We start from the raw sequence: 19,762 nt of genomic DNA, 5'->3' as shown, positions 1-19,762 counted from the left end.
CCCTCCCCCCAGGATATTTGCGGATTAAAGATGCGGGTTGTGCTGAAGGTCAGGCTTTCGTGCAGTGTAGGAAAAATGACAGCCGGTGGCCGCCATCGGCCCTGTTCAGGCGAAGTCATGTTGCATTTATGAAAGCGCCGGCCAGGTGGGCGCGTCCTTCAGGCCTGTCAGAAGTGCGTCGAGCGCGGTGACCGGGACCAGAAGCACCATGTGCGGCGCGGCGGGGGCGAGGCGGATCGGCCCGGTTTGCGCGGCGTTCGAGGTGCCGATGCGCCCCAGCGGGTCGAAATGCAGCGCGTCGGTAGGCCATTCGAGCCCGTTCGAGGCGCAGCGTACCGGAGCCAGCGGGTAGAGTGAGACGCGGGTCCCGGGATCGAGCCGCAGCGACAGGGCGGGGGGGCAGAGCAGGCAGAGATCCTCGCCGGTATCGAGGATCAGCCGACGCTCGGGATTGCGCGCCAGCGTGCTCATCGCGGCCAGCGTATGGTCGAGCCGGGCGCCGGTGAAGCCCACCGCGATCAGCACCGGCGCCGAGACTGCCGCCAGCACCTTGTCGAAATCGGTGGTTTCCTGATCGGGATTATGGTGGATGCGCGCGGCGCCCAGCGTGTCGCGGGCGCCCGCTGAGAGCGAATCGAGATCGCCCACGACCAGATCGGGCCGGTATCCCAGCGCCAGCGCGGCATCCGCGCCGCCATCCGCCGCCACCAGATGCGGGGCCACGGCCAACGCACGGCTGAGCGAGGCCTCGCTTGGCGCGCCCCCGCCGATCAGGGTGACGCCCTGCGTTTTCGTCATGAGAACCGACATGCGCGCTACTTGTCGCCATGGCCCGGCGCTTGTCAATTGGGGCAGGTCCGGGCAAGCTTGGCCACAATCCGATCAAGAAATTACCTTGTGCGCTCCTTACTGGCGCACCCTTGAGGCAGTCAAAGTCGAGCTTGAACAGTAGACCTCGAAGTCATTGAGGGTTGAGAAGCGTATGGTCGGTCCGAGCAAAATCCTGACGGTGTCGTATGGCACGTTCTCGTGCACCCTCGAAGGGTTCGACGAGCCGTTCAGCACGATGAAAGCGATCGCCGAGTATTTCCGCGATCTCGCTGCCGAGGACCGGTATTTCGGGGCCGAGCCGCCGACACCGGATGCCGAGATGCTGCACCGGATCGCCGAGCGCGAGATCAAGCGCCGGGTCGAGGCGAGCATTCAGGAAAACGGTGTCGTGTTGCGCCCTCAGATCGAGGCGGCGCAGGACGAGGCCGATGGCGAACCGGCGGAGCAGGGGAGCGACGCGGTCGCCGATCAGCCCGCCGAGGATCGCGCCGAGCAGAACGTCGCGCCGCGCCATGCCGCCAGCGCCTCGACCCTCGCGGCCGCTGATGCGGTCGATGCCGCTGCGCGCCGGGGAGAGGCCGCGTCGCAGACCGGCGAAGACCAAGGCGATCAGGGGCAAAGCGAGCCGCTGGAAACCGGTCAACTCAGCGACATCTCGGCCAAGCTGCAGCGCATTCGTGCCGCGGTCGCGCAGGTGCGCGCCGCCGAGCAGGAGGAAGCCCCTGCAGCGGCCCCGCAAGCGGATGTTCAGGACGCCGTGCAGGATGCGATGGCGTCGGCCGATGAGGCAGCGGACATCGCGACGCAGGCCGATGCGGACGCGCAGGGTGCCTGGGGCACGCCCGCCGAACCTGCGCCCACCGATCTGGTCGACGCGCCCGCCGACGAACAGCCCAATCAGCCCGGCGCGGATACCGAGACGCTCGCGCAGGCCGCGCCCTTTGACGACACGCAAGCCGACGCGCAGACCCCTTGGGCTGCCGAGGGCTGGATCGACACCGCATGGGAGGAAAGCCCCGCCGAGCCCGCGCTCGACCCCGCACCAGTTACGAATGATGGCTGGTCGCAGGACGTGGCTCAGGACGAGGCGCAGAGCTGGAACAATGGCTGGCAGGATAGTGGCGATTTCGCGCCCGCGCCCGAGGCCGAGCCGCAGCAGGCCCCGCAGACCGCCTATTACGGCGACAATCAGGTTTTCGCCGATCAGCAGTTCGACGCGGGTCAGGCCGCGCCGGTCCAGAATGACCATGGCGGCTACGCGGCCCCGTTTGAGCCCGCGCCGCTCTATGGGTCGATGGAAGAACTGGCGGACGAGACCGCCGATGGCGACCGCGCCGCAGAGGAAGCCGCCCGTATGGAGGCCGAGCGCCTCGCGGCTGAGGAAGCGGCGCGCCTTGAGGATGAGCGTCAGGCTGCTGAGGAGGCTGCGCGGCTTGAAGCCGAGCGTCTGGCGGCTGATGAAGAGGCGCGTCTTGAGGCCGAGCGTCTGGCGGCCGAGGAAGCGGCGCGTCTTGAGGCTGAGCGTCAGGCTGCTGAGGAGGCAGCGCGTCTTGAGGCTGAGCGTCAGGCGGCTGAGGAAGCAGCGCGGCTTGAGGCTGAGCGCTTGGCTGCCGAGGAAGCGGTGCGGCTTGAGGCCGAGCGTCAGGCTGCCGAGGAAGCAGCGCGTCTTGAGGCTGAGCGTCAGGCTGCTGAGGAAGCGGCGCGTCTTGAGGCTGAGCGTCAGGCTGCTGAGGAAGCGGCGCGGCTCGAGGCTGAGCGTCTGGCTGCTGAGGAGGCAGCGCGTCTTGAGGATGAGCGTCGGGCTGCTGAGGAAGCGGCGCGTCTTGAGGCTGAGCGTCTGGCTGCCGAAGAAGCCGCGCGGCTTGAGGATGAGCGTCAGGCTGCCGCCGTTGCGGCGCGGCTGGCGGAAGAGGGTTCGATGTCTGACATTGAAATGTCAGACGACCTTGGCGACGAAGACGACCTTGTTGCCGCCGAGGCCGCGCGCCTTGCCCACGCGCAGGGTACTCAAGTTGACGACGCGTCAGAAGCCGTTGAAGACACGAATGAAAGCGCCGCCGACGACACTGACGAGAGTGAACGTCTGGCAGCGGAACGTCAGCGCCTAGAAGCGCAGGTCCGTGCCGAACTGGCGGCGCGCGACAATGGCGACGATCAGGCTGCGGACCCGGCGACCGAACAGGCTGCGGCGTCGCAAACGCCCGCCGCGCCTCGTCAGGGCCGCCGCGTGGTGATCGTTCGTCCGGCGCCGCGCGCGGCAGCTCCGGCCCCGCAAGTGGACAGCGAACCCGCGCAGAGCGAAACCGCCCCGGCCGCGCTTGACGCCGGACAGCGGGACGCCACCGACAGCGTGCGCGCCACCATGGCGGCGTTCGCCGAGGACGGTTTCTCCGATGAGGATGCGCTTGAAGACACCCAGCCCGTCGCCGCCGAAACCCCGGTTGACGCGGAAGACGCCGCCGAGACCGACAATGATGACGATATCGAAGCCCGCGTTGCCCGCGCTCTGGGGGACACCGGCCTTGCCGCCGAGGACGAAGCCGAGCTGGTCGCCGAACTCGCCGCCGTCGAGCGCGAGTCGGAAACCGCGCGCCGTGCCGAAAGCGAACGCCGCGCGCTGCTGCGCGGGCAGGAAGCCGACGCCGCTGTCGATCGTCTGATCATCCAGGCCGATACCGAGCTTTCGGGTGAAGACGCGCAGCGCCGTCAATCGACGCTGAGCCATCTGAAAGCCGCCGTCATCGCCACCCGCGCCGACGAGGAAGCCGGTTCGGCCCGCAACCCCGAAGTGGCCCAGCAGGCCGAGATCGCCCGCTACCGCGCCGATCTGGAACGCTCGGTCCGGCCCAATGGCGACGAGGCCAGCGACGAGCGCGGACCGCGCCGCCCGCAACGTCCCGCAAGCCATCGCACCGAGCGTCCGCGCAGCGCGCAGCCGCCTCTGGTGCTGGTGAGCGAACAGCGGATCGACCGGCCCAGCGACACCGAGCTGGTGCGTCCGCGGCGGATCAATACCGGGGCGCTCGCGGTCGAGGAATTGTTCGACGAGGATGCGCCCGCGACACCGATGCCACGGGGCAAGGCCTTCGACGATTTCGTCGGGCCCATGCACCTGACCACACTTGCCGAACTGACCGAGGCCGCTGCGGCCTATATTACGCATGTAGAGGGGCTCGAGGAATTCTCGCGCCCGCAGGTCATGCGGCACGTCGTGTCGACCGGCCTGCCGATGACGCGCTCGCGCGAGAACCTGCTTCGCACCTTCGGTCTGCTGATGCGCCAGGGAAGCCTGGCGCGTTCGCGTCGCGGCCAGTTCCAGCTCGCCTCGGGATCGGAATTCGCAGAACAGGCTCGTCGCTTCGCCGGGAAGTAACCGGCGCGACGCCATCGCGGCCAGAAAACGAAAACGGGCGCCGATCCCTCGGCGCCCGTTTCGCGTTACAACTCGTCGCGCGGATCTTCGTCGGGATCGGCCTGCCCGACCCCTTTGAACACCGCCTTCAGCGGAAAGGCCCAGACCACGCCCAGCACGACATAGACCAGCAGCTCCAACAAGATGGGCGGCCGCTCGAATAGGCCCACGATGCTGATCGCCACGACGATGTAGAGCGGCAGCGCGACCAGCAGGACCAGAAGCGACAGCCGCCGCCGGGTTTTGTATGACAACGCCATGATCAATCCGCGAACGGGTCGGTAACGAGGATCGTGTCCTCGCGCTCGGGCGAGGTCGAGACCAGTGCCACCGGGCATTGGATCAACTCTTCGATGCGGCGGATATACTTGATCGCCTGCGCCGGCAGATCGGCCCAGGACCGCGCGCCCACGGTCGATTCCGACCAGCCGTCCATCTCTTCATAGACCGGCGTGCAGCGCGCTTGTTGGTCCGAGGCGATTGGCAGGTAATCCAGCCGCTTGCCGTCCAGCTCGTATCCCACGCAGATCTTCAGCACGTCGAACCCGTCGAGCACATCGAGCTTCGTCAGAGAGATTCCGGAAACGCCCGAGGTCGCGCAGGTCTGGCGCACCAGCGCCGCGTCGAACCAGCCGCAGCGCCGCTTGCGCCCGGTCACGGTGCCGAATTCATGGCCCCGCTCGCCCAGACGCTGACCGACTTCGTCATCCAGCTCGGTCGGGAAGGGACCTTCGCCCACACGGGTGGTATAGGCTTTGACGATGCCCAGCACGTAATCGATCGAGGTCGGGCCGACGCCCACCCCGGTCGCCGCCTGACCGGCGATGACGTTGGACGAGGTGACGAAAGGATAAGTGCCGAAATCGATGTCCAGAAGCGCGCCCTGCGCCCCTTCGAACAGGATGCGCTTGCCTGCCTTGCGCGCCTCGGTGAGCACTTTCCAGACCGGCGCCGCATAGGGCAGGATCTCGTCCGCGATGGCGGTCAGATCGGCCAGCAGACGCTCGCGGTCGACGGGTTCGATGCCCAGACCACGCCGCAGCGGGTCGTGGTGCTGAAGCGCCCGGTCGATGCGCGCGGCCAGTGTCGCGGGATCGGCCAGATCGGCCACGCGGACCGAGCGGCGCCCGACCTTGTCCTCATAGGCCGGGCCGATGCCGCGCCCGGTCGTGCCGATCTTCGTGCCCTTGGACGCCGCCTCTTCGCGCGCACGGTCCAGTTCGCCATGGATCGGCAGGATCAGCGGCGTGTTCTCGGCGATCATCAGCGTCTCGGGGCTGATCTCGACACCCTGATCGCGGATCTTGGCGATCTCCGAGACCAGATGCCACGGGTCCAGAACCACGCCATTGCCGATGACGCTGAGCTTGCCGCCGCGCACCACGCCCGAGGGCAGCGCGTTCAGCTTGTAGACCTTGCCGTCGATGACAAGGGTATGGCCGGCATTATGGCCCCCCTGAAAGCGCGCGATCACATCCGCGCGCTCGCTGAGCCAGTCGACGATCTTGCCCTTGCCCTCGTCGCCCCATTGGGCGCCTACGACAACCACGTTGGCCATGACGGAGTCCTTCCCCGGTTTGGTGAAACCGTGCGTTCTATAGCGATGCGCGCGCGCGGGTGAAACAGTCTTTTCGGACGCTGCCCGTTTCGGCGCCCAGTTTCGGTGCCCGGTTTCGTCGCACGGCCTTGGTGTGCCGCGGCGCCTGAAGGCCGCCGCGCCGGGGGCTTATCGGGGCGCGGGCGTCCGGGGCCGGGTGTTGAGCGCGCGGCAGGGCCGATCTACACGGGAACGACAGGCGCATCCGACCTGCGCCCGGTCCGGAAAGGGAATCACCCGCATGATCGCCTATGTCACGGTCGGCGCGGACGACATCGCCCGTGCGAGACGCTTCTACGACGCGCTTTTGCCCGCGCTGGGTTACGCGCTTACCGAAGGCCCCGAGGGGCTGAGCTATGCCCTGCCAATGACGCCGGGGCAAAACCCGGTCGCGCCCGACTTCTACGTCAAACCCACATTCGATGGCCGCCCGGCCTCGGCCGGAAACGGCGCGATGACCGCGTTTCAGGCACGCACGCAGCAACAGGTACGCGATCTTCATGCCGCCGCCCTTGCCGCCGGTGGCACGAATGAAGGCGCGCCGGGCTTTCGCGCCGCGTATGGGTCGCATTTCTACGTGGCCTATCTGCGCGACCCGCAGGGCAACAAGATTGCGCTCTTCTCCAGCGACCCGAATGAGCCGGGCCGCGACGACTGACCACGACAGCCCCTGCTGGCCACGTAGCCGGAACTCGCTGTCCCGGCCCCATGGCGGCTCTGCGACGTCTACCCGAAACAAGGGGACGCAGGGGGCAGAGTTCGGCCCCCAAATCAGGGCCGGGCTCCCCCCCTTTCACTTTGCCATAAATACTCATGCGACCGCCCCACCCGTGGTGACGCAGGGACACGGGCACTGCACAGACGCGACCCCCTCACACCCCCGTGCAGGCCGTTCCTCTGGACAGCGCGCCGCCTCTTGGGCACCTATGGGGTCAACGTTTCAAAAGGTTTTCCCGCATGCCCTTTCTCATCCGCTGGCTCATTGCCTTTGTTCTGGTCGCCGCGACATGGAATCCCACGCCGTGGAACTTCACCCGCTGGGTGCTCGATACCGGCACCGAGCAGCTTCCGATCTCGGTGCTCGTCGGGCTTGTGCTGCTGATCGGCTGGATCATCTATCTGCGCGCGACGCTGCGGTCGATCGGCCCGCTGGGCATGGTGCTGGTCGGGGCGGTCTTTGCCGCGCTGATCTGGGTACTGGTCGACTATGGCATCATCGACATTTCCAATCCCGGACTGAATGCGTGGCTGGGCATCCTGATCGCGTCGCTGGTTCTGGGGATCGGGCTGAGCTGGTCGATCATGCGGCGGCGAATCAGCGGGCAGGCGGATGTCGACGATGTCGATGTCGAGTGACGCAGCGAACGGGATGCTCAGCTATCTGACGCTGGGCACCAAGGATCTTGCCCGCGCGCAGGATTTCTACGACGCGGTGCTTGGTGCTTTGGGCTATGCCCGGCTGGGAAACGACGCGCATGGGCGGGGATACGGCCTGCCCGGCGCGGGGCATAGCGGGTTCTGGATCAACGAGCCCTATGACCGCAGGCCAGCCGGGGCGGGAAACGGCACCATGGCGTGTTTCAACGCCCCCTCGCGCGCGGCGGTGCGGGCCTTCCATGCCGCAGGTCTTGCGCAGGGCGGCACGGACGAGGGCGCACCGGGCCTGCGCGACTACGGGCCGCATTTCTACGCGGCCTATCTGCGCGATCCCGACGGCAATAAGCTCTCGGCGGTCTGCGAGGTGCCGGAGTAAGGGCCTGCATGCCGGATTGAGGGGGAAAACACCGGTCCACAAGCGGGCCAAGGGGCTTGCGCCCCCAAATTGAGCATCATAGATAGGCGCGAACCGAGACAAAGGCCGCCCCCATGCAGACTGTCGTCCTGATCATTCACCTTCTCCTCGCGCTGTCGCTGATCGGCGTCGTGCTTTTGCAGCGCTCGGAAGGCGGTGGTCTGGGGATTGGCGGCGGCGGCATGGGGCCGCAGGCGGGGCGTCCGCCACTGACCGGGCTGGCCAAGCTCACCTGGGGCTTCGCAGGGGCGTTCATCATCACCTCGCTTGCGCTCACCGTGATCGGCGCGTCGAATTCGGCCGAGACCTCGGTCCTCGACCGGCTCGGTGCCGGGGGTGGGGCGGAAACCGCGCCTGCCGGCGACACACCGTCGATCCCGCTGCCCGATATCCAGCTTCCGCCCGCGGGCGACCAGCCGGCGCTGCCGCCGGCGGGCGACGCCCCCGCGCTGCCGCCTGCAGAGGCGCCTGCCGAAACCCCGGCTGAGGCACCCGCCGAAGCGCCGGCGCCCGAGGCCGCGCCCCAAGACGCGGCCACCGAAACGGCCCCCGAGGCCGCGACGGGAACGGACGACCAGACCGCGCTGCCGCCGGTTCCGGCCGAGTAAACCAGACAGACCTAACCGAATCCCGGTGTCCCGGATCCAGCGATCCGGGCCGCCTCATCCGATCTATTCAACCCACATTTTGGGCCAAGCGCCCTGTCCGCTCAGCATGTTGCGTCCGTATTGCGGATCGCGCGGGATTGCGCTATAGCTCGACTCCCGTGATCCGGCCATTCTGGGCGGCGACGAACACGGGAGTTTCCGAACATGGCGCGCTACGTTTTCATCACCGGCGGTGTGGTGTCGAGCCTCGGCAAAGGGCTGGCCTCGGCGGCGCTGGGGGCGCTTCTGCAGGCCCGTGGCTTCACCGTGCGTCTGCGCAAGCTCGACCCCTATCTCAACGTCGATCCCGGCACGATGTCGCCGTTTGAGCATGGCGAGGTCTTCGTCACCGATGACGGCGCCGAGACCGATCTCGACCTCGGCCATTACGAGCGTTTCACCGGCGTTCCCGCGCGCAAGACCGACAGCGTTTCGTCGGGCCGCATCTATTCCAACGTGCTGGAGAAAGAGCGTCGCGGCGATTATCTCGGCAAGACGATCCAAGTCGTTCCGCATGTGACGAACGAAATCAAGGACTTCCTTGCCGTAGGCGATGACGAGGTCGATTTCATGCTCTGCGAGATCGGCGGCACCGTCGGCGATATCGAGGGCCTGCCGTTCTTCGAAGCCATCCGCCAGTTCATCCATGAGCGCCCGCGCGGCCAGTGCATCCTGATGCACCTGACGCTGCTGCCCTATCTGGCGGCCTCGGGCGAGCTGAAGACGAAGCCCACGCAGCACTCGGTCAAGGAATTGCAGTCGATCGGCTTGGCGCCCGACGTGCTGGTCTGCCGGTCCGAGCATCCGATCCCGGAAAAGGAACGCGCCAAGATCGCGCTCTTCTGCAATGTCCGCCCCGACGCCGTGATCCCGGCCTATGACCTGAAGACGATCTACGAGGCCCCGCTTGCCTATCACCGCGAGGGGCTGGATCAGGCCGTGCTTGATGCCTTCGGTATCACCCCCGCGCCGCGTCCCAACCTGACGCGCTGGGAGGACGTCATGGACCGTCTGACCCATGCCGAGGGTCAGGTCCGCGTGGCGATCGTCGGCAAATACACCCAGCTGGAAGACGCCTATAAATCCATTGCCGAGGCGCTGACGCATGGCGGCATGGCCAACCGCGTCCGGGTCATGGCCGAATGGATCGATGCCGAGCTGTTCGAGACCGGCGACCCCACGGCCGTGCTGGAAGGCTTCCACGCGATCCTTGTCCCCGGCGGCTTTGGCGAGCGTGGGACCGAGGGCAAGATCCGCGCCGCGCAATGGGCGCGCGAGCGCAAGATCCCCTATCTGGGGATCTGTCTGGGGATGCAGATGGCGGTCATCGAGGCCGCGCGCAACCTCGCCGGGATCAAGAATGCCGGGTCCGAGGAATTCGACCACGAGGCCGGCGCCAAGCGCTTCGAGCCGGTGGTCTATCACCTCAAGGAATGGGTGCAGGGCAATTACAAGGTCCAGCGCTCGGTCGGCGACGACAAGGGCGGCACGATGCGTCTGGGCGCCTATGACGCGGCGCTCAAGGCCGATTCGCTGGTGGCCAAGGTCTATGGGGCGACCGCCATCGAGGAACGCCACCGCCACCGCTACGAAGTGGACATCCGCTACCGCGAGCAGCTCGAGGAACAGGGCCTGTGCTTCTCCGGCATGTCGCCCGATGGCCGCCTGCCCGAGATCGTCGAACACAAGGGCCACCCTTGGTTCATCGGCGTGCAGTTCCACCCCGAGTTGAAGTCGAAACCCTTCAAACCGCACCCGCTGTTCGCCGATTTCGTCCGCGCGGCGGTCGAGGTTTCTCGGTTGGTGTGACGATCCGGACCGCTGTCTGCGGGTCCGCTGTCCACTGGGTCCATTTCGGCGCCGAGTTCGGCGGGCGATTTGGCGCTTTGTAGATCGCTTCCCGCATGGGATGATCCGGCGTCATGAGTTTGATTGGCGCCTATCTTCTTCTGTCTGCCATCGCGCTTGTCGGCGCACTCGCCGGGGGGCTTGCGGTGGCGATGCGCGTGGCCCCGTATCGCGGGACCAATCCCGATTTGCCGATCATCACGCGGCTGACGATCTTTGCCACGACGGTTGTGGCCGCGCTGCCGCTTCTGGCGGTGTTCCTCGGCCTGATCGACATGGCGGGGCTGGCAACCTACGGGCTGCTTGCGCTGACTTTGGGAGCGGGGCCGCTGATGCTGATCGTGCCGCCCGCGCGGCTGCCGCGATCCGAACCGGCGATTCTGGCCGCGTTTGCCGTTGCGGCGATCTGCGCGGCCGCGACGCTGTTTTCGGCCAGCGTGCAGTTGCGCGACGCCCGGGGCCGCCTCCATCGCGCCTGTGGCGCCGCCACCGACACGATCCTGGCCGAGCGGGCCTGCCGGGCGCATGTGGACAGCGTTCTGTCCTTGCCCGAGGGGATCGAGGCGCCGTGACGCCCGGCCCCTGAAGCCCGCCCGCGCCCGTGATCAGACCATCATTTCTTTCGTCGCCGTCAGCTTGACGCCAGGATGGTCGCGTTCGATCCGGTCGATGTCCCATTGCTGCCGCGTCAGATAGACCAGATCGTCGTCATGGTCGCGCGGCGATATGCTGCTTGTTGACGTTGATGACCTTGTAGACCTCGCCCTCTTTCAACGTGTCTCCGATTTGCAGTCTTGTAACTGTCGCCGTCGGGCGCGTGATCTCACGCACCGATCGGACAGACAAAAGGCGGGGAGTTCCCCGCCTTTTTCAATCCCGTATGCTGCCCGTCAGGGCCCGCTCACTTGACCTTCTTGCCGCCGATCGTCAGGTCCTTGCCGGCATTGGAATTGGCCGTGGCCAGAACCTTCGGCTTTTCCTGTTTCGGTTTCTTCGCTTCGCGGTTGCCGCGTTTGCTGTCGCCCTTGCCCATAGTGATCTCCGTTGCCGAAACACCGTTGGGCTTATGCCCGCCGGTCCGTTGCCTAGGGGAAAGTCAAGAAGGCCGGGTGGTCCGCACCGGGCGGTGGCTTTCGACAAGCAGCAGGCCCGCTTGTCCGGGTCTAACCCGACCAATGCCTGCATCTCAAATCTGGTGCCTGGACGGGACTTTTGCAAGGGGGAGGACGACCGGCTGGCGGTGGCGGCAAGCCACCACCGCGCGCGCCGTGTCAGTCGCCTTGGCCAGTCGCGTCGTCGTCGCCTGCGGCGCTGTCGCTGTCATCAGCGGCTGCAGCGTCATCCGCCGGGCTGGCCGATTGCTGCTCGAAGCCTTCCGGCATCTCGGCGTCCGCAGTGTTTGCGCCGCCAAAGCGTGCGTTTTCAAGGCTGGTGTCGGAAAAATCCGCGTCGTCCAGAACGGAACCAGCGAAATTGGCGTTGTCTGCGCTGCCGTCGGAAAGATCGGCTTCGGTCAATGTCGCGCCCGCAAGATCGGCCTGCGTCAGGGTTGCGCGCGACAGATCGGCCTCGGTCAGGTCGGCACCCGACAGATCCGCCTCGGTCAGGTCAGCGCGCGAGAAGTCCGCCTCGGTCAGATCGGCGCCGGCGAGATCCGCCCGTACAAGCGTGGCGCGTGACAGGTCGGCTTCGGTCAGGTCTGCCCCGGCCAGATCGGCGTCGGTCAGGTCGGCGCCTGACAGGTCGGCCTCGCTCAGATTGGCACCCGCGAGGTCGGCGCCGACCAGATCGGCGTCCGATAGATCGGCTTCCGACAGATCCGCGCCAGCCAGATCGGCTCCGGCGAGGTTGAGCCCGGACAGGTCGGCTTCCACGAAATCGCCTCCGGCGAGGTCACAAGACGGGCAATCCTCGCCATCGCGGACCGAGGCAGAGCGGGCGGAATCATACGCCAGAGCGGGCGAACCCGCAGTAAAAAGCACGAGGGCAACAAGGGTAAATGTACGCATGAGACGCCTATGTCTGTTGTTTTTCTAGGGCGTCGAGAGTGACGAGACGCAGCTCGGATGGCAACGATTAATAAAGGCGGCGAACCGGCGAGGCGTTTCAGCGGCTTTCGGGCTGCCTCAGACCATCATTTCCTTCGTCGCCGTCAGCTTGACGCCCGGATGGTCGCGCTCGATCCGGTCGATGTCCCATTGCAGCCGCGTCAGATAGACCAGATCGCCGTCATGGTCCGTGGCGATATGCTGCTTGTTGACGTTGACGACCTTGTCGACCTCGGCCTTTTCGCCCGAGATCCAGCGTGCCGAGGTGAATTGCGACGGCTCGAAGCGCACGGGCAGACCGTATTCCAGCTCGATCCGCGAGGCGAGGACCTCGAATTGCAGCGCGCCCACGACGCCGACGATGAAGCCCGCGCCGATATTCGGTTTGAAGACCTTGGCCGCGCCTTCCTCGGCGAATTGCATCAGCGCCTTTTCCAGATGCTTGGCCTTCATCGGGTCGCCCGCCCGGCAGGTCTGCAACAATTCCGGCGCAAAGGAGGGAATGCCGGTGAAGCGGATCGCCTCGCCCTCGGTCAGCGTGTCGCCGATCCGTAGCTGGCCGTGGTTGGGGATGCCGATGATGTCGCCCGCCCAGGCCTCTTCCGTCAATTCGCGGTCCGAGGCGAGGAACAGCACCGGGTTCGACACCGCCATCGGCTTGCCCACCCGCACATGCTGCAGCTTCATCCCGCGCTGGAAATGCCCCGAGGCAAGGCGCACGAAAGCCACGCGGTCACGGTGCTTGGGGTCCATATTGGCCTGCACCTTGAACACAAAGCCCGTGACCTTCTTCTCTTCGGGGTCGATCTGACGCTTGTCGGTCGACAGGGGCTGCGGTTCGGGTCCGAATTCCGCCATGCCGGCCATCAATTCGCGCACACCGAACGAGTTGATCGCCGAGCCGAACCAGATCGGCGTCATCGAGCCGTTCAGGACCTGCTCGCGGTCGAAGGCGGGCAGCAGTTCGCGCGCCATCTCGACCTCTTCGCGCAGGGTCTCCAGCATCGCAGCGGGGATATGCTCGGCCAGTTTCGGGTCGTCGAGGCCGCTGATCTTGACCGTCTCGCCAACCTTGTTGCGGTCGGCGCGGTCCATCAGTTCCAGCCGGTCGTGCAGGATGTCGTAACAGCCGAGGAAATCGCGCCCCTGACCGATCGGCCACGAGGCGGGGGTCACGTCGATGGCCAGATTTTCCTGAATCTCGTCGATGATGTCGAACGTGTCGCGGCTTTCGCGGTCCATCTTGTTGCAGAAGGTCAGGATCGGCAGATCGCGCAGGCGACAGACTTCGAACAGTTTCTGCGTCTGGCTCTCCACGCCCTTGGCGCCGTCGATCACCATGATCGCTGCGTCAACGGCGGTCAGCGTGCGATAGGTATCCTCGGAAAAGTCCGAGTGGCCGGGCGTGTCGACAAGGTTGAAGCGGAAATTGCTGTCGCCGCTGACGAAGTCGAAGGACATGGCCGAGGCCGAGACCGAGATCCCGCGGTCCTTTTCCATCTGCATGAAGTCCGAGCGCGTGCGCCGCGCTTCGCCCTTGGCGCGGACCTGTCCCGCCATCTGGATCGCGCCGCCGAACAGCAGGAACTTTTCGGTCAGCGTGGTCTTGCCGGCGTCGGGGTGCGAGATGATCGCAAAGGTCCGGCGGCGGGCGATTTCGGGCGGCAGGGTGGGGCGATTGTCCAGCATGTCGCGCCTGTAGCCCAAAGCGCGAGACGTGTCCATTGCCGGGCGTGTGCGGGGCAGACCGCACAGCACTGGGCGGGCGTCAGGTGCGCTCGGACATCTCGGGTGCCATCAGCGTGTCAGGGCGTGCAGGCGGGGGTGCCAGCATCCGCAGCGAGACGGCGCAGCCCCCCTCGGCATTGCACGGCGTCGTCGGCATCGAGGCGACGGCGATCGAGCCGTTGAGGGTCAGGGTGAGCAGGGTGGCAAGGGCGAGGGCGGTACGGGTCACGGCGGTTTATCCTGGCTGGATTCTGGCTGGCTGGGCTTTGCGCCCGCTGTCGCCAGATCAACCGACAAACGAGTCGCAAGTTCCGGCACCGGCAGAAAAAACACGCGGCAGATTCGCGTCCGGTTCAGCGCTGACCGATTGACGGGATCACGACTGCCGCGCGCAAGGCCAGACCTTCTGGACGTGGCGGGGGCGGGCTGAGCATCCTGAGCGGCAGGGTGCAGACAGCCCCCGGCTGGCAGGCATGCGATTGCGGTGGCACGTCAGCGGCGGCGGCGAGCGAGCCATTGAGCGACAGGGTGAGCAGGGCGGCCAGGGCAAGCGGCAGGCGGATCATGGCAATTCCTTCGCGATCAAAGGGCCGCGCCCGGATCCGCAAGGATCACCGCGCCAGCCATCGAATACGCATAGGTCGCGCGGGCGGCTGTCACGGTTCAAACGTCCCTGCGCCACGCCGCTCCGCCCTTCGATGCGCCGGACGAAAAAAAAGGCCGCCCGAAGGCGGCCGAAGAAAATTCAAGGGACAAACAAACGATGAGGCCGGACACGAGGGGACGCCCGGCCTCTTCACTCAGCAAACGTGGCATCTCGGGAAAGGTTCCCGCCGGATCGAAAAAAAGTTTGGGGTCTTCGCCAACCGGAAAACGGCGCTCTGAAACCCGGGGCGAGCCGCGGCTTTCAGCGCCCGCGCGCAAGATCACCGGGCAGGACGCGGGGCACGGGCCGGGGACGCTGGCGCGTGCCCTGCCAGATGGCGGGCGGGAACGAGGGCAGGGCGATGCGCGGCGGGTTCATGGCAGCTCTCCGGGGGGGCGGGATACCGATAGGTCGCACGGTCTGTGCGCCAGGTTCAAACGCGGCCACGGCAGACACGAAAAAGCGCCCCCTCAGGGACGCTGAACAGACGGCAATGAGTCCCTTGCTGTTAGCCCCGCGCAGCGCCGGGTCAGTTCAGCATCGCCGCGGCAGGGGGCGGGTCGCTGTCTTCGATGCAAACGCGGTTCCGGCCCTCGGATTTGGCGACGTAGAGTTGACTGTCGGCGCGGTCGCTCCAGTCTTCCATGTCGAGCACGTCATGGCTCGCCTCGGCCACGCCGAAGCTGGCCGTCACGTTGATCTGGCCATAGCCCGGGATCGGCAGGGCTTCGACGGCGCTGCGGATGCGTTCGGCCACTTCCGCAGCCCCCTGCGCGCCGGCATTGGCCACCAGCACGGCGAATTCCTCGCCGCCGACACGACCGAAACTGTCCTCGACCCGCAACTCGCGCAGCACGCAGCGCGCAACGGCTTTCAGCACGGCATCCCCGGCGGCATGGCCCCAATTGTCGTTGATCGACTTGAAGTGATCGAGATCGAACAGCACGAGCGAGGCGCGCGCCTGGGTCCGGGAATAGGCGGCGAAGGCCTTGCGCAGGATATCCTGAAACGCGCGGCGGGTCATGGCACCGGTCAGCACGTCGCGGCTGGCCTCTCCCCACAATTCGACCTGATCGACCACCAGCCGGGCGAAGCCCTCGAGCAACTGGCAGTCGCGATCGGTGAATTCGCGCTCAGCAGTGTCGAGGATGCGCAGCGAGCCGATCACCTCCTGATCCTTGATCAGCGGGATTTCCAGAAACGACCGATAGACGCCGCCATCGGCATTGGCGGGCGCACCATGCAGGGCGATCGAAACGGCAGGGACACAGAAGACCGACTTGATCAGGTCGATTGCGGCAGCGAATTGCGCGGGTCCGGGCAAAGCCGCCTGGATCGGTGTGTTCAACATGCAATCGTCCTCGGCCACGAGCGGCGCGGCACTGACAGGCAGTGGTACGGAAACTTGGGCACTCATTACACTCATCCTGGTCGATGTCGCCGGATGTCCCTTTTGTCGCCCGGGAATGCGACGGGGATGGGGACGGGCTGGGGCAAAAAGAAGGTTAAATCCGGGTTAACCTTGGAAATTCCGGGGCGACGCGCCCCATTTTCGCCGCAAAGTTGATGGGCAGGCGCCTGAATAAGAGGAAACGCCCTGTAGTCATTGACCCAAGCCGCAAATTGCGCTAGGTCGCCGCATCGGTCACGGCCTTGCGCGCGTGACCCGACCGCTGCCGGGGCGCGACGACTGGCGTCCCATAAATCCCTTGCGGCCCGATGCCGCAACAGATGGACGCCCATGACGAAATTTACCGATCTGAAGCTGGACCCCAAGGTCCTCAAGGCCGTTACTGAAGCCGGCTACGAAACGCCGACACCGATTCAGGCGCAGGCCATTCCCGAAGCGCTGGCCGGGCGCGACGTGCTGGGCATCGCCCAGACCGGCACCGGCAAGACCGCCAGCTTCACGCTGCCGCTGATTACCCGCCTGTCGCGGGGCCGCGCGCGCGCCCGGATGCCGCGCTCGCTGGTGCTGGCACCGACGCGCGAACTGGCCGCTCAGGTTGCTGAAAACTTTGACATTTACGCCAAGCACACCAAGCTGACCAAGGCGCTGCTGATCGGCGGGGTTTCCTTTGCCGAACAGGACAAGCTGATCGACCGGGGCGTCGATGTGCTGATCGCCACGCCCGGTCGTCTGCTCGACCATTTCGAGCGCGGCAAGCTGCTGCTGACCGGCGTCGAAGTGATGGTCGTGGACGAAGCCGACCGGATGCTGGACATGGGCTTCATCCCCGATATCGAGCGGATTTTCCAGCTCACGCCCTTCACCCGCCAGACGCTGTTCTTCTCGGCCACCATGGCCTCGGAGATCGAGCGCATCACCAACATGTTCCTGTCGAATCCGGTGCGCATCGAAGTCGCGCGTCAGGCGACGACCGCCGAGACGATCGAGCAGCAGCTTATCGAGCTGTCGCCCACGCGCCGCGACCGGGCCTTTGCCGAGAAACGCGCGCTGCTGCGGGCGCTGATCGAATCCGAAGGCGAGGCCTGCACCAACGCGATCATCTTCTGCAACCGCAAGATCGACGTGGATGTTGTCGCCAAGTCGCTGAAAAAGCATGGTTTCGACGCGGCGCCGATCCATGGCGACCTCGACCAGTCGGTGCGTACGCGCACGCTGGAAGGGTTCCGGGATGGCACGATCCGTTTGCTGATCGCCTCGGATGTGGCGGCGCGCGGGCTCGATATCCCGGCGGTGAGCCACGTGTTCAACTTCGACGTCCCGTCGCATTCCGAAGACTACGTCCACCGCATCGGTCGCACCGGGCGGGCGGGACGCAAGGGCAAGGCCTATACCATCGCCACGCCGTCGGATGACAAATATCTGGCCGCTATCGAGAGCCTTCTACAAAAGCCGCTGCCGCGCACCGCGGCGCCCGAGGGCTATGCCGAGTCCGCGTCGAGCGCCAAGCCGGAGCGCAAGCGCGCGGAGAAATCCGAGAAGCCCACGCGCAGCCGCCGGACGCGCGGTGACAAACCCGCCAAGGCGCAAGAGAATGCCGTGGTGGCCGAGGTCGAAGAGCCCACCGTCGCCCAGCCTGAGGCCGTCGAAGCCAAGGCCCCCCGCGAAGAGGCCGCCCGCGCCGAGCCGTCGCGCACCGAGACCGTGCAAAGCGAAAAGCCGAGCAGCGACAAGCCGCGCAACGAAGCCGCGCGCGACGACAAGAGCCGCGAGGCCCGGAACGATAATCGCAACGAGAACCGCAATGATCGCGGCGGTCGTGGGCGCCGCAATCGCGAAGAGCCGGTGGTCGGCATGGGCGATCACGTTCCCGATTTCCTGCTGCGCGAATTCCGCGCCAAGGCGAGCTGAGCGCGCCACGCATGTCACGAAAAAAGGGGCGCCCGTCGGGCGCCCCTTTTGCGTTGCGGCTCTGAGTTCAGCGCCGTTCGAGCAGGTCGGCGGTGCGCTTGGTGTTCTGATAGATGCCAAGGCCCAGATACATGAAACCGGCGATCAGCGTGACATAGATGAGCCCGCCGATCAGCACGCCGATGGCGACAAGACCGCTGGGAATGCCGGTCTGGCTGGGCACCATGAACACGCCCACGGTGCCGACAAGCACCCCGATCAGCAGGATGACAACGAGGACGTTGATCAGCTTCTCGAACATGTTGATGAAAAAGTCGCGCATGGAAATCTCCTGATATCGAATGAAAATCCGCAAAAAAGGTCGCGGTGGCGCAAACAAGCACGGCACGCGGGGCTCATCAAGCCATGCGTGCCGTCTGTGTCGTCGAAATGTCGATCTGTTTACCGCGCTGTAACGAAACAGCACGCCCGGCTTCGGGTCAGTAGCTGTATTCGCCGTAGATCCGCGACAGGTCACCGTTCCAGTCGCCATGATAGCGTGCCAGCAGCTCGTCAGCCGGGGCTTGCCCGGTTTCCAGACTGTCTTGCAGCGCGCTGAGGAAATGCGTCTCGTCGGGGACAAGGCCGCCGGCACCGGGACGCGCCCGCGTCTTCAGGCCCGCCTGCGCGATATCGACCACCTGCTTGGCCAGATCGAGCATTTTCACCCCCGGCACCTCGGCCTGCAGCCCGTCGACGCTGGCCGCGACGCGCAGCCCTTCGCGGGTTTCCAGATCCCAGTCCTTGCACAGATCCCATGCCGCATCGAGAGCGCTCTGATCGTAAAGCAGGCCCACCCACAAAGCGGGCAGGGCGCAGAGCCGGCGCCACTGGCCGCCATCGGCGCCGCGCATTTCCAGATATTTCTTCACACGCGCTTCGGGGAAGATCGTTGTCAGGTGATCGGCCCAGTCCGACAGCGTCGGCATCTCGCCGGGCAGGGCGGGAAGTTCGCCCTTCAGGAAGTCGCGGAACGACTGACCCAGCGCATCGATATACTTGCCGTCGCGATAGACGAAGTACATCGGCACATCGAGCGCGTAATCGACATAGCGCTCGAACCCCATGCCGTCCTCGAAGACGAAGGGCAGCGTGCCGGTGCGTGACGGGTCGAGATCGCGCCAGATGCGCGAGCGCCACGATTTGTGCCCGTTGGGCTTGCCTTCGAAAAACGGTGAGTTGGCAAAGAGCGCGGTGGCGACGGGCTGCAAAGCCAGAGCGACGCGCAGTTTCTGCACCATGTCGGGCTCGGACGCGAAGTCCAGATTCACCTGCACCGTGCAGGTGCGGTACATCATCTGCGTGCCATGGGTGCCGACCTTGGGCATGTAATCGGTCATCAGCCGGTAGCGCCCCTTGGGCATCATCGGCATCTGTTCATGCGTCCATTCCGGCGCCGCGCCCAGCCCGATGAAACCCACGCCGACCTCGTCGGCGATGGATTTCACCTCGCGCAGATGCTCGTTCACCTCGTCGCAGGTCTGGTGGATCGTCTCGAGCGGCGCGCCCGAGAGTTCCAACTGTCCACCCGGCTCGAGGCTGACATTCGCGCCGTCGCGCGTCAGGCCGATGATCTTGTCGCCTTCCAGAACCGGGTCCCAGTTGAAGCGGTCGCGCAGCCCTTCCAGCACCACGCGGATCGAGCGGTCGCCGTCATAAGGCAGCGGCTTGTGGCTGTCCTTGCAATAGCCGAATTTCTCGTGCTCGGTGCCGATGCGCCAGTCGTCCTTGGGCTTCGAGCCCGAGGCGAGGTATTCGGCCAATTGGTCGCGATGCTCGATCGGCCCGCCGCCGGATTGGGGGATAGACATTTTTAACTGGCGCTCCGGGCTGGTCTTTGGAACGTCAGACCTGT

Annotated in this window: 19 protein-coding genes; 8 read left to right on the top strand and 11 right to left on the bottom strand. The window is 65.9% G+C overall.

Annotated elements, in window-relative coordinates:
• Positions 1-126: 126 nt before the first annotated feature.
• Positions 127-810, bottom strand: coding sequence for a thiamine diphosphokinase (locus JI664_RS20170; RefSeq protein WP_286174208.1), 684 nt, complete (start codon positions 808-810; stop codon positions 127-129).
• 172 nt (positions 811-982) lie between these two features.
• Here JI664_RS20170 and JI664_RS20165 point away from each other — a divergent pair, with 172 nt between their 5' ends.
• Entirely contained in the window at positions 983-4,204 is a 3,222-nt protein-coding gene (locus JI664_RS20165; protein WP_207015582.1) for a hypothetical protein, read from the top strand.
• Positions 4,205-4,269: 65 nt separating this feature from the next.
• Here JI664_RS20165 and JI664_RS20160 read toward each other — a convergent pair whose 3' ends face one another.
• Positions 4,270-4,503 carry a DUF2842 domain-containing protein gene (locus JI664_RS20160; RefSeq protein WP_207015581.1) on the bottom strand — a complete coding sequence of 78 codons (234 nt, stop codon included), beginning with the start codon at positions 4,501-4,503 and terminating at the stop codon, positions 4,270-4,272.
• A 2-nt stretch (positions 4,504-4,505) separates the two neighbouring features.
• The gene (locus tag JI664_RS20155) at positions 4,506-5,801 is read right to left on the bottom strand and encodes an adenylosuccinate synthase (RefSeq protein ID WP_207015580.1); all 1,296 of its coding nucleotides are present in this window, start codon (positions 5,799-5,801) and stop codon (positions 4,506-4,508) included.
• A 280-nt stretch (positions 5,802-6,081) separates the two neighbouring features.
• Here JI664_RS20155 and JI664_RS20150 point away from each other — a divergent pair, with 280 nt between their 5' ends.
• The 6 genes from JI664_RS20150 to JI664_RS20125 all read left to right on the top strand — a co-directional run bounded on the left by JI664_RS20150 (position 6,082) and on the right by JI664_RS20125 (position 10,699).
• Positions 6,082-6,498 carry a VOC family protein gene (locus tag JI664_RS20150; RefSeq protein WP_207015579.1) on the top strand — a complete coding sequence of 139 codons (417 nt, stop codon included), beginning with the start codon at positions 6,082-6,084 and terminating at the stop codon, positions 6,496-6,498.
• Positions 6,499-6,797: 299 nt separating this feature from the next.
• Complete coding sequence (locus JI664_RS20145; protein ID WP_207015578.1) at positions 6,798-7,196, top strand: DUF6524 family protein; 399 nt, start codon at positions 6,798-6,800, stop codon at positions 7,194-7,196.
• Positions 7,180-7,593, top strand: a complete 414-nt coding sequence (locus JI664_RS20140; protein WP_349768753.1) for a VOC family protein — start codon at positions 7,180-7,182, stop codon at positions 7,591-7,593. Before JI664_RS20145 ends, JI664_RS20140 begins: the two co-directional genes overlap by 17 nt.
• A gap of 113 nt (positions 7,594-7,706) precedes the next feature.
• Complete coding sequence (gene secG, locus JI664_RS20135) at positions 7,707-8,240, top strand: preprotein translocase subunit SecG (protein ID WP_207015577.1); 534 nt, start codon at positions 7,707-7,709, stop codon at positions 8,238-8,240.
• A 204-nt stretch (positions 8,241-8,444) separates the two neighbouring features.
• A complete protein-coding gene (locus tag JI664_RS20130) occupies positions 8,445-10,088 on the top strand; it encodes a CTP synthase (RefSeq protein ID WP_207015576.1) in 1,644 nt (547 codons plus the stop codon).
• Between the two features lie 113 nt (positions 10,089-10,201).
• A complete protein-coding gene (locus tag JI664_RS20125) occupies positions 10,202-10,699 on the top strand; it encodes a hypothetical protein (protein WP_207015575.1) in 498 nt (165 codons plus the stop codon).
• A 329-nt stretch (positions 10,700-11,028) separates the two neighbouring features.
• Here the strand turns inward: JI664_RS20125 and JI664_RS24095 are convergent, their stop codons facing one another.
• The 6 genes from JI664_RS24095 to JI664_RS20100 form a co-directional block, all read right to left on the bottom strand.
• A complete protein-coding gene (locus JI664_RS24095) occupies positions 11,029-11,160 on the bottom strand; it encodes a hypothetical protein (RefSeq protein ID WP_286174207.1) in 132 nt (43 codons plus the stop codon).
• A 238-nt stretch (positions 11,161-11,398) separates the two neighbouring features.
• Entirely contained in the window at positions 11,399-12,001 is a 603-nt protein-coding gene (locus tag JI664_RS20120; RefSeq protein ID WP_414707752.1) for a pentapeptide repeat-containing protein, read from the bottom strand.
• Positions 12,002-12,253: 252 nt separating this feature from the next.
• Complete coding sequence (locus JI664_RS20115) at positions 12,254-13,864, bottom strand: peptide chain release factor 3 (protein WP_207015573.1); 1,611 nt, start codon at positions 13,862-13,864, stop codon at positions 12,254-12,256.
• Positions 13,865-13,943: 79 nt separating this feature from the next.
• Positions 13,944-14,132: a hypothetical protein gene (locus JI664_RS20110; protein WP_207015572.1), complete on the bottom strand. Its 189-nt coding sequence runs from the start codon at positions 14,130-14,132 to the stop codon at positions 13,944-13,946.
• A 124-nt stretch (positions 14,133-14,256) separates the two neighbouring features.
• Positions 14,257-14,469: a hypothetical protein gene (locus JI664_RS20105; protein WP_207015571.1), complete on the bottom strand. Its 213-nt coding sequence runs from the start codon at positions 14,467-14,469 to the stop codon at positions 14,257-14,259.
• 609 nt (positions 14,470-15,078) lie between these two features.
• A complete protein-coding gene (locus JI664_RS20100; protein ID WP_207015570.1) occupies positions 15,079-15,966 on the bottom strand; it encodes a sensor domain-containing diguanylate cyclase in 888 nt (295 codons plus the stop codon).
• 324 nt (positions 15,967-16,290) lie between these two features.
• Here JI664_RS20100 and JI664_RS20095 point away from each other — a divergent pair, with 324 nt between their 5' ends.
• Entirely contained in the window at positions 16,291-17,868 is a 1,578-nt protein-coding gene (locus JI664_RS20095; protein WP_207015569.1) for a DEAD/DEAH box helicase, read from the top strand.
• 67 nt (positions 17,869-17,935) lie between these two features.
• Here JI664_RS20095 and JI664_RS20090 read toward each other — a convergent pair whose 3' ends face one another.
• Positions 17,936-18,190 (bottom strand): hypothetical protein, encoded by a 255-nt coding sequence (locus tag JI664_RS20090; protein WP_207015568.1) that lies wholly within the window; start codon positions 18,188-18,190, stop codon positions 17,936-17,938.
• A gap of 157 nt (positions 18,191-18,347) precedes the next feature.
• Positions 18,348-19,718 carry a glutamate--cysteine ligase gene (locus JI664_RS20085; RefSeq protein ID WP_207015567.1) on the bottom strand — a complete coding sequence of 457 codons (1,371 nt, stop codon included), beginning with the start codon at positions 19,716-19,718 and terminating at the stop codon, positions 18,348-18,350.
• Positions 19,719-19,762: the final 44 nt, after the last annotated feature.

It is taken from the genome of Rhodobacter sp. NTK016B (assembly GCF_017303295.1).
Lineage (GTDB): Bacteria > Pseudomonadota > Alphaproteobacteria > Rhodobacterales > Rhodobacteraceae > Pararhodobacter.
Note: the sequence above shows the minus strand (reverse complement) of the source record. Positions and strands in the feature narration are given on the sequence as shown.